Here is a 14450-nt window from a genome sequence, read left to right on the forward strand (position 1 = left end):
CACGGGGTTCGAAGCCGCACCGGCATGCGGGCATAGAATCGCGTCGGCGACGGGGCCGATCCGCCGATTCCGGCAGGCCCGCGCCATCGATGTGGAAGGAAGGGCTCACATGGAGCGCGACATCTACGACGAAGACCACGAGGCGTTCCGCGACGTCGTCAAGGAGTTCGTCAAGCGTTACGTCACGAACGAGGCGATTGCCCGGTGGGATGCCGAAGGCGAGATCGACCGCGACACGATGAAGGCCGCCGGTGAGTCCGGGCTTATCGGCCTGTCGGTGCCGGAGGAGTTCGGCGGCGCCGGGATGCTGCAGGACTACCGTTTCCGCGCGATCGTCATGGAGGAGGTCATCGCGGCAGGCTCGGGATCGCTGGCCGGTGCTTTCGGCATCCAGGATGACCTGGCCGTTCCCTACCTTGTGCACATGGGTACCCAGGAGCAGAAGGAGAAGTGGCTCCCTGGTATGGCCACCGGCGAGGTGATCGGTGCGCTCGCCATGACCGAGCCCGGCGCAGGAAGCGACCTTCGCGGCATCAAGACGACCGCGAAGAAGGTCGACGGCGGCTACGTCGTCAACGGCGCGAAGACCTTCATCTCCAGCGGCAAGACCGCCGACCTGGTGGTCACCTTCGTCAAGACCGGCGAGGGCAACCGCCCGGATGCCTTCAGCCTGCTGCTCATCGAGAACGGTATGGAAGGCTTCGACCACGGCAAGAAGCTGCACAAGATGGGCTTCCACGGCCACGACACCGCCGAGCTTTCGTTCAGCGACGTCTTCGTTCCCGAGGAGAACCTCATCAGCGGCCGCGAGGGCATGGGCTTCGTGCAGCTCATGATGAACCTGCCCCTCGAGCGCATGTCGATCGGCGTCGCGGGGGCCGCTGCGGCTCAGGCAGCCCTGGACTGGACCTTGGCCTACACGAAGGACCGCGAGGCCTTCGGGGAGCGGATCGCTGACTTCCAGAACACCCGATTCCGGCTTGCCGACATGGCTGCCGACGTCGAGGCGCTGTGGGCATATACCGATCGGGTTATGCGCGCGTACGCCGACAAGAAGCTCTCGGCCGAGGAGGCCGCGAAGTACAAGTTCTGGGCGACCGAGCGAGAGTGGGCGGTCCTTGACCTCGGGGTCCAGCTGCACGGCGGGTACGGCTACATCACCGAGTACCCGATCGCGCGCGCGTTCCTCGACGCTCGCGTCCACCGCATTTACGGCGGTACGAACGAGATCATGCGCGAGATCGTCGGCCGCGACCTCGCCGGCAAGCGCTGATCACACCTGCGACAGGATGCCGCGACACCGCCCTCTCAGGAGGCGCGGGTCGCGGCATCCGTCGTTCGGGATGCCTTGGCTCGGGACAACTCGGCTGGGTGAGGGACAACTCGGCTGGGTGAGGGACAACTCGGCTGACTAGGCGAGACCCCAGGGGAAGAAGAGGGTGAAGAGGGCGGCGGAGGCTAGCCAGAAAGCGGCGATGAAGACGACGTCGCGGGCGCGGAACGGCACGAGGTGTCGCTCGGTGCGATCGGGGTAGGCGCCGAAGGCGCGGGAGTCCATCGCGAGGGCCACCCGCTCGGCATGACGGATCGCGCCGGCAAGCAGCGGCACGAGATAGCTGGCCCAGCGGCGCAGACTCGCGACCGGTCCGCGCCCGCGGTGCGCGCCGCGCACGCGGTGGGCCTGCCGGATGATCTCAAGCTCGTGACCGAACCGGGGAACGAACCGGAACGCGGCCAGGGCTGTATACCCGATCCGGTACGGGACGCGCAGCTGCTGCACGCAGGCCCGCACGAGATCGGGACCGGTCGTGCTGAGGCCCGGGATGAGCGAGAGCGCGAGGATCGCAGCGAGCCGCAACCCCGTCGCAAGTCCGATCTCGAGAGCGCCGCTGTACAGGGTCCATGCCCCGATCTGCAGCACGGGCGGGGTATCGGCAACGAGTGCGGCATCCGTCCAGAGCGCGAAGCCGAAGCCCAACACCGCTATGGCGCCGGGTATCGCGAGAGCGAGAAGGACAGCTGCCCGGATGCTGAGACTCACGCCGACGAGCAGCACGAGGTACGACAGCGCGAGAAACGCCACCGGTGTCGCAAGATCGCGCACGAACACGAGCAGCACGAGCGCCGGAAGGACCGCTGCCATCTTCGCAAGCGGGTTCAGCCCATAGAGGAAGCGCACCGCCGAGGTGCGCCGCACGGCGGCGTACGGGTCATCGGCAACGGATGCCGGGAGCATTGTCGGCGCCGTCGTCACGGGCCACCCCCGGGAAGGTCAGCAACGCGGGTGACCGTTCGCAGTTCCGGGTGCGTGGCGAGCGGGGCGAGGGCGCGCGCGAGCGGCGGGACCCGCAGGCCCGCGCGGGCGATGAGCTCGGCATCCGCGAACACCTCGCCCGGCGCTCCGCAGGCCGTGAGGCGTCCCGACTCCATCACCGCCACGCGGTCGGCGTACTCGGCGACCAGCTGCATGTCGTGGGTGACGACGATGATGGTCGTGCCCTCACGGTTGAGGTCGCGCAGCAGACCGAGAAGTTCGTCTGCTCGGGCGCGATCTTGTCCGAACGTCGGCTCGTCGAGGACGAGCACGCGGGCGCCGGCGACAAGGGCGGTCCCGACCGAGAGGCGCCGCTTCTGGCCCCCCGAGAGCAGGAACGGATGAACGTGCGCGCGCTCGCGCAGCCCGAAGCGGTCGAGAAGGTCGAGGGTGCGCCGCTCGATTTCCGCCTCGTCGAGGTGCTGGCGTCGCAGGCCGTGCGCGATCTCGTCGAACACTGACGCCGCGATGAACTGGTGCTCGGGGTTCTGGAACACAAACCCGACGTGCGTAGACAGAGCCCGGTCATCCAGGCGGGCAACATCGAGGCCGTCGATCCGGACGGTGCCCCGGGGCGGCGTGAGCACCCCGGCCAGAGCCTGGATCAGCGTCGTCTTACCCGCCCCGTTCGCACCGACGATCGCGAGGAAATCGCCGTCGCGAACCTCGAGTGAGACATCCGTCAGAACTTCCGTCTTCTTGCGGCGCAGCGTGAGTCCGCGCACCTCGATGCGCGTGCCGGATGCCGACATCCGTGTCTCGGTCGCCGCACCCGCACCCGCCCCCGCCTCGCGTGTAGCAGCAGGAGCGGGCTGACGATCGAGTGCCGCGCGCAGTTCGTCGGGACTGATCGGCAGCGGGTCGAAGCGGTACCCGGCCTCCCGCAGGCGCAGAGCCGCGAGCGTCGAGGTCGGCAGCCACACGCCGAGGTCGTGCAGTTCGGCCGCGCGCCCCCGCAGGATCTCGTCAACCGCCCCATCGGCGATCACGACGCCTGCGGCATCCAGCACGACGACGCGGTTCACGAACGGGGCGGCGGCGTCGAGGTTGTGCTCGATGAGCACGATCCCCTTGTCGCCGGATGCCGCGAGCTCGCCGAGAGCGGCATAGACGTCATCGATCCCGCGGGGATCGAGGTTTGCCGTCGGTTCGTCGAGCACGAGAAGGGGCGAACCCATGGCCAAGGCGCACGCGATCGCGAGCCGCTGCCGACCGCCTCCGGAGAGGCGATCCGGGTTCTCTGACCGCCGTTCCCACAGCCCGACCCGACGCAGCGCGCTCTCGGCGCGGGCGAGCACCTCGGCTGCCGGCAGACGCAGGTTCTCGGGCCCGAACGCGACCTCGTCGAGCAACGTGCCAGTGACAAGTTGCGCGTCGGGGTCCTGGAACACGATCCCCACCTGGGTCGACAGCTGCGCGACAGAGTGCGTCGCGGCATCCATCCCGGCTACCTCGACGCGGCCCGTCAACGTGGCGGGAACGGCGTGCGGGATGAGCCCGTTCATGGCGAGGGAGAGCGTCGACTTGCCCGAACCGCTCGGCCCGAGAAGCAGCACGACGTCGCCGCGCGACACCTCGAACGACACGGATGCCGGGGTCGCGGCATCTTCACCCTCGTGTGTGATCCCGACCTCGCGCAGCTGCAGCAGCCGCGCGTGTTCCCTGCCGTGGGTCGGCTTCGGTGTCGCCGTCTCGCCGGGAGCGGGGGCGACGGAGGCCGAGCGTGCGGCGGAGTCGGGGGGAGCTGTCACGGGTCCTCGTCGGGAAGGGAAGTATGCCCTAACTTAGCTGAACCTAACTCCACGCGCCCCGAGATTCCGGTTTCGCGAGGAAGCCGCGTGGAGCGTCACGCGCGCCGCGCGACGCCAGCGCGCCGCAGCGAGACGCCGATTCCCAGACCCGCAGCAGTCCACGCGACGGGGCCGAGCACGGCCACGATGAGGTAGATGATCTGGGCCAGCAGCGGAAGGGAGGCGAGGTCGGCGGCGAAGGCGACGACGACAGCGACCAGGATGCCGATGACGACGGCCGAGATGAAGAACCGCCATGCATCCCACACCCGGTAGCGGGTGAGGGCGGCAACGAGCTCCTGGATGCCGCCGAAGAGGATCGCGGTGCCGAGGAACCGCAGCGCCCACTGGGGAGCCATGGCGCTGGCCACCAGGGCCGCGAACACGTGGCTCAGGAGCGCGACCCAGGGCAGACGGATGACCTCCTGCGCGATGATCCCCGGCAGCACGTGTGCGCCGAGAACGAATCCATAGAAGATCGGTGCGATCCCGAGCACGAACGGCGTGACCCAGCCCGCAATACCCGCGAGGAGCCCCGTCGCGACGCCGATGGCGGCGGTCGTGAGGAGCACACGCGTCGTCAGGACGGAGGATCGGGCCACCGTATCAGCGTACTGCCGCGTTCGGGACCAAAGTCGGTCTCAGAGACGTCTGCGCCGTCGGGTCAGTCGCACTCCGGGCAGCGGCGGGGCGGGGATGCGCTCCGGGCCGTGGTCGATGACGTGACCGAATCGGGCAGCCGCGTTCTCCCAGTCCTCGCGGGCGGCGACGATCTCGTCGTGTGAGCGTCCGACGAAGTTCCACCACATCACGATCTCGTCCGGGAACGGTTCGCCCCCGAGTAGGAAGATCCGCGCGCCCCCGGTCGATCGCAGGGTGATCGCGTCGCGGTGTGTGCCGAGGTAGAGCAGGTGGTTCGTATCTAGTTCGGCGGTGTCGTGCGCCTGCCCGCCGGGTGCGCCGCTGACTGTCACGTCGCCATCGATCAGCAGCAGCGCGTGCTCCCATGCCTGATCGAGCGGGACGAGTACGTCAGCTCCCGGCGTCAGCTCCAGTTCGGCACCGACGATCGGGGTGTGTGCGGTGGCCGGTGAGGACGCGTCGCCGAGTGTTCCGAGCACGACGGTAGCCTGCGCGCTCCCCGAGGCGGCTGGCAGGTCGAGCACCGGAAGATCCGCGTGCTGTTCAAAGGATGCCTCCCCGAACCGGGTTGCGTCGGGAAGAGCCACCCACAGCTGCAGGGCGTCGAGGTCGACATCCGTCTCGCCTACCGAGTATTCGGAGTGGGAGATCCCGGCGCCCGCCGTCATGAGGTTGAGCACCCCTCGACGCACGATCACATCGCTGCCGACCGAGTCGCGGTGGCGCACCTCGCCGTTGATGGGCCACGTCACGGTCTGCAGGCCGATGTGCGGGTGCGGCTCGACGCGCATGGTGGTTCGCTGCGGCCCGAACCGGTCGAGAAAGCACCATGCGCCGACAAGGGGCAGGTCGCGCTGCGGGAGTGCCCGGGAAACCTGCATCGCGCGCAGTCCCCCGAGCGGCACATCCCGCATCTCGAGGTTCAGCAGGCGGGGTCCGTCGCAGTCGGCTGCACCCTCTTCGGCGACCGCTGCGTCGGAATCGAGGCGGGTCATCCCTGGGGCGCTGACCCGTGGGGCCACGCGATGTCGAGCCCGTTCACCTCGTGCTTCTGCAGGTAGCGCACGACGAACGAGCACTCCGGCACGACGGTTTCGCCGCGGGAGGCGACATCCGCCATGGCCTCCCCGATGAGTTCGGTTCCGAACCCGCGGCCCGAGAAGGCCGGATCGATCTCGGTGTGGGGAAAGACGAGGCGGCCCTGCTCGTCGGCGACGAATTCGGTGAAGCCGGCGAGAGCTCCGTCGATGCTGATCTCGTATCGTCCCTTGGCGTCGTTGCGCACGACCTCGGGGGTCACATCCGTGTCGGTCATCAGCTGTCCTTTCGTTGCTTCCTCCCAACGTAGGTGGCGGCCTCGGTGTTCCGCGAGGGTTGGCTTCTCGGGCATCGCTGCACTCCCGTCAGGCAGACTCGGGTGGTGACTCCTTCACCGACGCTCGCCGACGCGGTGACAGACGCCGCCCCGGATGCCGTCTATGACGCCTTCGTGGCATGGGCCGAGGGTCGCGGCATCCGTCTCTACCCGGCGCAGGATGAGGCGGCTATCGAGCTGGTCTCGGGTTCGCACGTGGTGCTGTCGACCCCGACCGGCACCGGCAAGTCGCTCGTCGCGATCGCTGCCCACACCGCGTCCCTGGCTCGCGGGGGCCGTTCGTATTACACCGCGCCGATCAAGGCGCTCGTGGCCGAGAAGTTCTTCGCGCTGGTCGAGATCTTCGGCGCCGAGAACGTGGGAATGGTCACCGGCGACTCGTCCGTCAACGCAGACGCACCGATCGTCTGCTGCACCGCTGAGATCCTCGCGAACATCGCCCTGCGGCAGGGCACGGATGCCGACATCGACGCCGTCGTGATGGACGAGTTCCACTACTACGGCGACCCCGAGCGCGGCTGGGCGTGGCAGGTGCCGCTGCTGCTTCTTCCGCGCGTGCAGTTCCTGCTCATGTCGGCGACCCTCGGCGATGTCACCCCGATCGTGTCCGACCTCGAGCGCCGCACGGGACGCGAGGTGGCGCAGATCACCGGCGTCGAGCGCCCCGTGCCGCTGCACTTCTCGTATGAGCGGCGCCCGGTCCACGACGTCGTCGAGCGGTTGCTGGAGGAAGCCGAGACTCCGATCTACATCGTCCACTTCTCGCAGGCCGCGGCCCTCGAGCGGGCCCAGGCGCTCATCAACACCAAGATCGCCTCGCGCGAGCAGCGCGATCAGATCGCGGCCGAGATCGGCGGGTTCCGGTTCACGACGGGGTTCGGCAAGACGCTTTCGCGCCTGGTGCGCGCCGGCATCGGCATCCATCACGCCGGGATGCTGCCGCGCTACCGGCGCCTGGTCGAAACCCTCGCCCAGCGAGGCCTGCTCAAAGTCATCTGCGGCACCGACACCCTCGGCGTCGGGATCAACGTGCCGATCCGCACGGTGCTCATCACAGCGCTCACGAAGTTCGACGGCACCCGGATGCGGCAGCTCAGTGCCCGTGAGTTCCATCAGGTCGCAGGTCGCGCGGGCCGGGCCGGATTCGATCCCTACGGCAACGTCGTCGTGATGGCGCCGGAGTGGGAGATCGAGAACGCGGTGGCCCTCGCCAAGGCCGGCGACGACGCTGCCAAGCGCAAGAAGATCGTGCGCAAGAAGGCTCCCACTGGTCAGGTGAACTGGGGCGAGGGCTCGTTCGAGCGGCTTGTCGCCGCCGAACCCGAGCCGCTCACCCCGCATCTGCAGCTGACCGCCGCGATGCTCATCAACGTCATTGGCCGCGGCGGAGACGTCTTCGGGAACGTGCGCGCGCTCGTCTTCGACAACCACGAGCCCCGCGCCCGGCAGTACGAGCTGGCGCGTCGGGCGCTGGCGATCTTCCGCACGCTGCGGACGGCAGGGATCGTGGATGCCGATGCTGACGGCATCCGTCTCACCGTCGATCTGCAGCCGAACTTCGCCCTGAACCAGCCGCTCTCCCCCTTCGCGCTCGCTGCGATCTCCCTTCTCGACCCCGACGCGAGCGCCCTGGCGACCCCTTCCGTCCCCACGAACTCCGCAGAATCGCACGAACTCCGCAGTCCTGAGCCAGAATCCTCCGAACCTGGCGCGAATCTGCGAACGTCGGGTTCCACGACCACGGCCGGCACTGGCCACTACGCGCTGGATGTCGTGAGCGTGATCGAGGCGACCCTGGATGACCCCCGCGCGATCCTCTCGCAGCAGGAGTTCCGCGCGCGGGGTGAAGCGGTGGCGGCCATGAAGCGCGACGGGCTCGAGTACGACGAACGGATGGCGCTGCTCGAAGAGATCACCCACCCGAAGCCGCTGGCAGAGTTGCTTGCCCAGTCGTTCGCGGTCTTCGCGTCGAGCCAGCCGTGGGTCCTCGATTTCGAGCTCTCGCCCAAGTCAGTCGTGCGAGACATGTACGAGCGGGCGATGTCGTTCGGGGAGTTCGTCTCGTTCTACCAGCTCGCCCGCAGCGAAGGTCTGGTGCTGCGCTACCTCTCGGATGCCTACCGTGCCGTCCGCCAGACCGTGCCCGCCGAGGCGCACACAGACGACCTGCTCGACCTCATCGAGTGGCTCGGCGAGCTGGTCAGGCAGGTTGACTCGTCGCTCGTGGACGAGTGGTCGGCGCTGATCGATCCGGCGGCCGACCCCGAAGCGCCGGTCGTGCCACCCGCGCCGCCGTCCGTGCTCACCAACCGCCGGGCCTTCACCGTGCTCGTGCGCAACGAACTGTTCCGCCGGGTGCAGCTCGCGGCCCTCCAAGACGACGACGCGCTGGCAGAACTCGATCCGGGCGTCGACTGGTCTGCGGCGATGGATCGGTACTACGACGAGCACGACGAGATCCTCACGGGCGGTCCCGCGCGCTCGCCGCAGCTCTGCGTTATCGATACGACGGATGCCGACACCTGGCGGGTCGAGCAGATCATCGACGACCCCGCCGGAGACCATGACTGGCGCATCCGTGCCGAGGTGGACCTTGCGGCATCCGTCGAGGAGGGAACCGCTGTCGTTCGCGTCACTGAGGTCGTGCGGCTGTGAGCGGCGACGGTGCTGGCCGTGGCAGCGTCAGCGGCGCCGGATACGGTGGAGCGGTGAGCACGCCCGAAGACCCCTACGCCGATCTGGTGTGGGATCCGGACGATCTCGCGCCACCTCCCGACGGCGAGGAGCCGCCCGAGGACTGGGCGCCGGCCGCCGCCGGCATCCAGGCCGCACCTGCGGCTCCCGCCCGCTCGTTCGCAGGTGCAGATCCGCTCGCCGTGCTGGGCGAGGTGTACGGATACGACTCGTTTCGCGCCGACCAGGCCGACATCGTCGACCATGTCACCGCGGGCGGGGATGCCGTCGTCTTGATGCCGACCGGCGGCGGCAAGAGCATCACGTACCAGGTTCCCGCGCTCGTGCGCGAGGGCACGGGCCTGGTGATCTCGCCCCTCATTGCCCTCATGCACGACCAGGTCGAGGCGCTGCGCGCCAACGGCGTGCGAGCTGCGGCGCTGAACTCCACGCAGTCAGCGCCCGAGCGCGCCGACACCGAGCGCGCGTACCTGAGCGGTGAGCTCGACCTGCTCTACGTCGCCCCCGAGCGTCTGTCGGGCGCCGCGACGACGGCACTCCTGCAGCGCGGGCGGCTGAGCGTCATCGCTATCGACGAAGCCCACTGTGTGTCGCAGTGGGGCCACGACTTCCGACCCGACTACCTGGCTCTCGGTGATCTCGCCGAGCGCTTTCCCGGTGTCCCCCGCATGGCGCTCACCGCTACCGCAACGCGTGAGACCCACCGCGAGATCACCGATCGGCTTCGCCTTCCCGACGCCCGCCACTTCGTCGCGAGCTTCGATCGTCCAAACATCCAGTACCGCATCGAGCCCAAGACCGACGTGCGCCGCCAGCTCACCGCGTTCGTGCGCGCCCAGCCCGCCGGCGCATCCGGCATCGTCTACGCCCTGAGCCGCAAGAGCGTCGAGCAGACCGCGGCGTACCTGCGTGGTCAGGGTATCGACGCACTGCCGTACCACGCGGGGCTGGATGCCGCCATCCGTGCCGCGAACCAGCAGCGGTTTCTGCGCGAAGACGGCGTCGTCATGGTCGCGACTATCGCCTTCGGGATGGGCATCGACAAGCCCGACGTCCGGTACGTCGCCCACATCGACCTGCCGAAATCGGTCGAGGGCTATTACCAGGAGACCGGTCGGGCCGGCCGCGACGGTGAGCCGTCGGTGGCGTGGATGGCGTACGGCCTCGCGGATGTCGTGCAGCAGCGGCGCCTCATCGACGGCGGCGAGGGCGATCTTGCCCGCAAGCGCCGCCAGCATCAGCACCTGGATGCCATGCTCGCCCTCTGCGAGACCGTCGAGTGCCGGCGGGTGAATCTGCTGGGGTACTTCGGCCAGCCCGCCGAGGCCTGCGGCAACTGCGACACGTGCCTCGAGCCGCCCCAGACGTGGGACGGACTCGTCCCGGCCCAGAAGCTGCTCTCCACGATCGTGCGCCTCCAGCGCGAGCGCGGCCAGGCGTACGGGGCGGGGCAGCTCATCGACATCCTGCGCGGCGCCGACACCGAACGGATCCGCCAGCTCGGTCACCAGAGCCTCGCGACCTACGGCATCGGGTCCGACCTGTCAGACCAGGACTGGCGCAGCGTCGTGCGCCAGCTCCTTGCCCGGGGCATCCTGGTCGCCCGCGGTGAGTACGGCACGCTCGCTCTCGGCGAGGCGGCTGGCCCCGTGCTCAAGGGCGAACAGGCGGTGCCCCTTCGGCGCGATGTCGCTGGACGCGTGGGATCGGCGCGCGTGCGCAAGACCGCCGCGACTGATGTCGCCCCGGCTGACCGCGACCTCTTCGAGGCGCTGCGGGCGTGGCGGGCCGAGACCGCGCGCGAGCAGGGAGTGCCCGCCTACGTCGTCTTCGGCGACGCGACCCTGCGCGCGCTGGCCGCCACCCGCCCGACCTCGGCCGCGGGACTCGAGGGGATCACCGGCATCGGGGCGAAGAAGAAGGATGCCTACGGCGACGCCGTCCTCGCCGTCGTCGCCGCTCACGCCTGACTCGACAACCCGGAGGCGTTCAGTCCCGCAACGAGCCAGTGCGAGGCGCCCCGTAGGCTGGCCCCATGACCCGACCCGGCACCGCGATCGTTGTCATGGGAGTCAGTGCGAGCGGCAAGTCGGTGGTCGGGATCGAGATCGCCCGGCGCCTCCACCTCCCGTTCGTCGACGCCGATGACCTGCATCCAGCCGAGAACGTCGCGAAGATGTCGCAGGGCATTCCGTTGACGGATGCCGACAGGATGCCGTGGCTCGACCTGGTCGGCGACCGGCTGGCGCTGCGCTCCACGGGCGGAGAGGTGCCCGACAGCGCCGTCGCAGAGGCGTCCGGTGTCGTCGTCGCGTGCTCCGCGCTGAAGCGGTCGTATCGGGATCGCCTGCGCGCACGTGCTCCTCACACGGTGTTCGTCCACCTCACCGGTGATCCGGAGCTCCTCAGCGCCCGGGCGCTCGCCCGCACCGGACACTTCATGCCCCCGGCGCTGCTGGCCTCGCAGCTGGCCACGCTCGAACCGCTCGGTGACGACGAGGCGGGCGTGGTGGTCGATGTCACCGAGGCTGTGGCAACGGTCGCCGAGCGCGCCGTGGGGTGGGTGCAACGCGAGGGGAGCGAGTGAGGCGGCATCCGGCTGGAGGCTTCCGGAGCGCCCTGTCGCAACACCACAACCATCCGGTCCGACGTCGTCGACCCTTGTTGTAGGCATCGTGAAGCGATTTGAGCCGTCTTTGTGGGATGCCTACCGTGGACCCTGACGTTCTCTTCCCCCTCATCGAGAGGTGATCTCATGGTCGACGCTGCTGTCCGTCCGTCCGAAACACCCACCGCCGAACCGCACATCGACGCCGAACTGGTCACGCGGATGCTGCTTGGCACGTGGGCTGACACCCGGCGCGAAGCCCGCGAGATGATCAAGGACCCGGCGTTCTGGCAGATCAACGGCCTGTCTATGCAAGAGCACCGCGAGCGGGTCCTCAGCCAGCTGCATCTGTTGGTTGACGCTGGCGGATCCCGCCGCGCATTCCCCAAGAAGTACGGCGGGCTCGAAGACAACGGGGCCAACCTCGCCGGCTTCGAGGAGCTCGTGCTTGCCGACCCGAGCCTGCAGATCAAGTCGGGCGTGCAGTGGGGGCTGTTCGGCTCGGCGATCTATCAGCTGGGCACCGAGAAGCACCACGACAAGTGGCTTCCCGGCGTCATCTCGCTCGACTTGCCCGGGGCTTTCGCGATGACCGAAACCGGGCACGGATCGGATGTCTCGGCGATCGGCACGACGGCGACCTATGACCCCGAGACCGAAGAGTTCGTCATTCATACTCCCTTCCGCGGAGCGTGGAAGGACTACCTCGGCAATGCCGCGCTGCATGGCAAGGCAGCGACGGTGTTCGCACAGCTGATCACCGGCGGCGTGAACTACGGCGTGCACTGCTTCTTCGTGCCGATCCGCGACGACGAGGGCACCTTCCTGCCGGGTGTCGGCGGCGAGGATGACGGCGTCAAGGGCGGGCTCAACGGCATCGACAACGGTCGCCTGCACTTCGACCAGGTCCGCATCCCGCGCGAGAACCTGCTGAACCGCTACGGCGATGTCGCGCCCGACGGCACCTACTCCAGCCCGATCGACAGCCCCGGCCGACGCTTCTTCACGATGCTCGGCGCGCTCGTGCAGGGGCGCGTTTCGCTCGACGGCGCCTCGACGTGGGCATCCGCCCTCGCGCTCACGATCGCGGTGACGTACGGCAATCAGCGTCGTCAGTTCGACAACGGTGCTGGAACCCCCGAGGTCACACTCCTGGACTACGGCAAGCACCAGCGTCGGCTGCTGCCCCGGCTCGCGCAGGTCTACGCGCAGGCCTTCGCGCACGACGAGCTCCTGCAGATGTTCGACGGCGTCTTCAGCGGTCGCACCGACACTCCCGACGAGCGCGAGGATCTCGAAACGCTCGCCGCGGCGCTGAAGGCGCTCTCGACCTGGAACGCGCTCGACACGATTCAGGAGGCGCGCGAAGCCTGCGGCGGCCAGGGCTTCCTCGCCGAAAACCGCCTCACCGCGCTACGCGCCGACCTCGACATCTACGTCACCTTCGAGGGCGACAACAACGTGCTGCTGCAGCTGGTCGGCAAGCGGCTGCTGTCGGACTACGCCAAGCAGTTCAAGGGCAAGGATGCCGCATCCCTCGCCCGCTTCGCCGTGGGTCAGACTGCCGGCAACGTCGTCCACGGCGCGGGTCTGCGCCAGTTCGGCCAGGTCGTCACCGACTTCGGCTCTACCGCTCGCGCTGTCGAGCGCGGGCTTCGGGGCGACCAACAGCACGAGCTGCTCGGCGACCGCGTCCAGCAGATGGTTTCCGACATCGCCGGGCGGCTGCGCCCGGCTTCCAAGATGTCGAAGACGGATGCCGCGGCCCTGTTCAACGAGAACCAGGCCGAGCTCATCGAGGCCGGTCGCGCCCACGGTGAGCTGCTGCAGTGGGAGGCGTTCACGGATGCCGTGAACCGCATCGAGGATGCCGACACCAAGCAGGTGCTCACGTGGCTGCGTGACCTGTTCGGCCTGACCCTCATCGAGAAGCACCTGTCGTGGTATCTCATCAATGGGCGCCTGTCGAACCAGCGAGCCGCTGCAGTCACCCGGTACATCGACCGGCTGCTACGCCGGCTGCGGCCCCACGCCCAGGAGCTCGTCGACGCGTTCGGGTACGAACCCGAGCATGTTCGCGCACCCATCGCGTCCGGTGCAGAGCAGGCGCGTCAGGACGAGGCTGCCGACTACTACGCGCGCCAGGCAGCCGACGGGTCGGCACCGATCCCCGAGAAGGTAGCCAAGTCCGGTCGGTGAGGCGCGGCGCTCGCGCGCAGCGCCCCACCTCGCCGCGCTAGGCGACGCTCTGCGCTGCCTTCTCGATCACATCGGCGACGGCATCCGGCTGCGACAGGAACGGCGAGTGGCTCGAGGCAAGTCGCGCGGTCTGCGATCCTGCCCGTGCTGCAAGGGCTTCCTGTGCCACCACCGGGAAGACCGTGTCGTCCTCGGTGATCAGATAGGTGGTGGGCCGGTCGCGCCAGGCCACCTGGGTGAGCGTGTCGGAGAACGGCTGCACCGCCTGCGAGAGCAGTCGCGAACTCGCGCGGTCAGCCTCGTCCTGGCTCATGTCGTTGAAGAAGAGCGTGTGCGGGGGTAGCTCGTCGTTGCCGGCCGTTGACAGCGGGCCATCGATGACCCACCAGTCCGGCGCGACCCCGCCGACCGCACCCAGCAGTGACTCGCCCTCGTCCAGCGCGAAGGCCGCGATGTAGACGATGTGGGCGACCTTCGGGTCGGTGGCGCCTTGCGTCGTCGGAACACCGCCGTACGAGTGCGCAACGACGACAACCGGGCCATCGATGCTGTCGATGGCTGCGGCGACGGCATCCGCGTCATCCTGCAGTGTGAGCGTCGCCTTGTCGTCGGCGTGCACGGTCGGCAGATCAACGGTTTTCACGGTCCAGCCGCGATCGATCAGGATGCTGGTCAGCGGTTCGAAGGCCCAGGAGCCGTGCCAAGCGCCGTGGACCAGGAGCAGAGTAGGGCGGGACATCAGTGTCCTTTCTCGAGGGATCGGGTTAGGGTCTCAACGTATTCGCGAGTGTCCGCGCGGGCAGTGGCGCCCGGTGCGAAGGAGTGGCG

At 68.7% G+C, this 14450-nt stretch carries 11 protein-coding genes; 5 read left to right on the forward strand and 6 right to left on the reverse strand.

Annotated features, from left to right (window positions below; genetic code table 11):
* Positions 1 to 109 precede the first annotated feature (109 nt).
* Entirely contained in the window at positions 110 to 1273 is a 1164-nt protein-coding gene (locus tag B4F19_RS01460) for an acyl-CoA dehydrogenase family protein (protein WP_292732415.1), read from the forward strand.
* Positions 1274 to 1411: 138 nt separating this feature from the next.
* Here B4F19_RS01460 and B4F19_RS01465 read toward each other — a convergent pair whose 3' ends face one another.
* The 5 genes from B4F19_RS01465 to B4F19_RS01485 form a co-directional block, all read right to left on the reverse strand.
* Complete coding sequence (locus tag B4F19_RS01465) at positions 1412 to 2236, reverse strand: energy-coupling factor transporter transmembrane component T (protein ID WP_292732636.1); 825 nt, start codon at positions 2234 to 2236, stop codon at positions 1412 to 1414.
* 14 nt (positions 2237 to 2250) lie between these two features.
* A complete protein-coding gene (locus tag B4F19_RS01470; RefSeq protein WP_414683145.1) occupies positions 2251 to 3963 on the reverse strand; it encodes an ABC transporter ATP-binding protein in 1713 nt (570 codons plus the stop codon).
* Between the two features lie 197 nt (positions 3964 to 4160).
* Positions 4161 to 4706, reverse strand: coding sequence for an ECF transporter S component (locus tag B4F19_RS01475; RefSeq protein WP_228179348.1), 546 nt, complete (start codon positions 4704 to 4706; stop codon positions 4161 to 4163).
* A gap of 39 nt (positions 4707 to 4745) precedes the next feature.
* Entirely contained in the window at positions 4746 to 5741 is a 996-nt protein-coding gene (locus B4F19_RS01480; protein ID WP_292732419.1) for a pirin family protein, read from the reverse strand.
* A complete protein-coding gene (locus tag B4F19_RS01485) occupies positions 5738 to 6136 on the reverse strand; it encodes a GNAT family N-acetyltransferase (protein WP_349675937.1) in 399 nt (132 codons plus the stop codon). Before B4F19_RS01485 ends, B4F19_RS01480 begins: the two co-directional genes overlap by 4 nt.
* A 30-nt stretch (positions 6137 to 6166) precedes the next feature.
* Between B4F19_RS01485 and B4F19_RS01490 the strand changes: the two genes are divergently transcribed.
* The 4 genes from B4F19_RS01490 (at position 6167) to B4F19_RS01505 (ending at position 13622) form a co-directional block, all read left to right on the forward strand.
* Positions 6167 to 8776: a DEAD/DEAH box helicase gene (locus B4F19_RS01490; RefSeq protein ID WP_292732421.1), complete on the forward strand. Its 2610-nt coding sequence runs from the start codon at positions 6167 to 6169 to the stop codon at positions 8774 to 8776.
* Between the two features lie 53 nt (positions 8777 to 8829).
* The gene (gene recQ, locus B4F19_RS01495; RefSeq protein ID WP_292727396.1) at positions 8830 to 10785 is read left to right on the forward strand and encodes a DNA helicase RecQ; all 1956 of its coding nucleotides are present in this window, start codon (positions 8830 to 8832) and stop codon (positions 10783 to 10785) included.
* Positions 10786 to 10850: 65 nt separating this feature from the next.
* A complete protein-coding gene (locus B4F19_RS01500; protein ID WP_292727394.1) occupies positions 10851 to 11402 on the forward strand; it encodes a gluconokinase in 552 nt (183 codons plus the stop codon).
* Between the two features lie 168 nt (positions 11403 to 11570).
* Positions 11571 to 13622: an acyl-CoA dehydrogenase gene (locus B4F19_RS01505; protein ID WP_228179342.1), complete on the forward strand. Its 2052-nt coding sequence runs from the start codon at positions 11571 to 11573 to the stop codon at positions 13620 to 13622.
* 37 nt (positions 13623 to 13659) lie between these two features.
* Here the strand turns inward: B4F19_RS01505 and B4F19_RS01510 are convergent, their stop codons facing one another.
* Positions 13660 to 14361, reverse strand: a complete 702-nt coding sequence (locus tag B4F19_RS01510; RefSeq protein WP_292732423.1) for an alpha/beta hydrolase — start codon at positions 14359 to 14361, stop codon at positions 13660 to 13662.
* Positions 14362 to 14450 lie beyond the last annotated feature (89 nt).

Origin of the sequence: Microbacterium sp. UBA1097, from assembly GCF_002313585.1 — a bacterium.
GTDB lineage: Bacteria > Actinomycetota > Actinomycetes > Actinomycetales > Microbacteriaceae > Microbacterium.

Coding starts and splice junctions, on each gene's coding strand:
- B4F19_RS01480 (WP_292732419.1), bottom strand. CDS start 5,741: ATGACCCGCCTCGATTCCGACGCAGCGGTCGCCGAAGAGGGTGCAGCC.
- B4F19_RS01485 (WP_349675937.1), bottom strand. CDS start 6,136: ATGCCCGAGAAGCCAACCCTCGCGGAACACCGAGGCCGCCACCTACGT.
- B4F19_RS01465 (WP_292732636.1), bottom strand. CDS start 2,236: ATGCTCCCGGCATCCGTTGCCGATGACCCGTACGCCGCCGTGCGGCGC.
- B4F19_RS01510 (WP_292732423.1), bottom strand. CDS start 14,361: ATGTCCCGCCCTACTCTGCTCCTGGTCCACGGCGCTTGGCACGGCTCC.
- B4F19_RS01500 (WP_292727394.1), top strand. CDS start 10,851: ATGACCCGACCCGGCACCGCGATCGTTGTCATGGGAGTCAGTGCGAGC.
- B4F19_RS01460 (WP_292732415.1), top strand. CDS start 110: ATGGAGCGCGACATCTACGACGAAGACCACGAGGCGTTCCGCGACGTC.
- B4F19_RS01505 (WP_228179342.1), top strand. CDS start 11,571: ATGGTCGACGCTGCTGTCCGTCCGTCCGAAACACCCACCGCCGAACCG.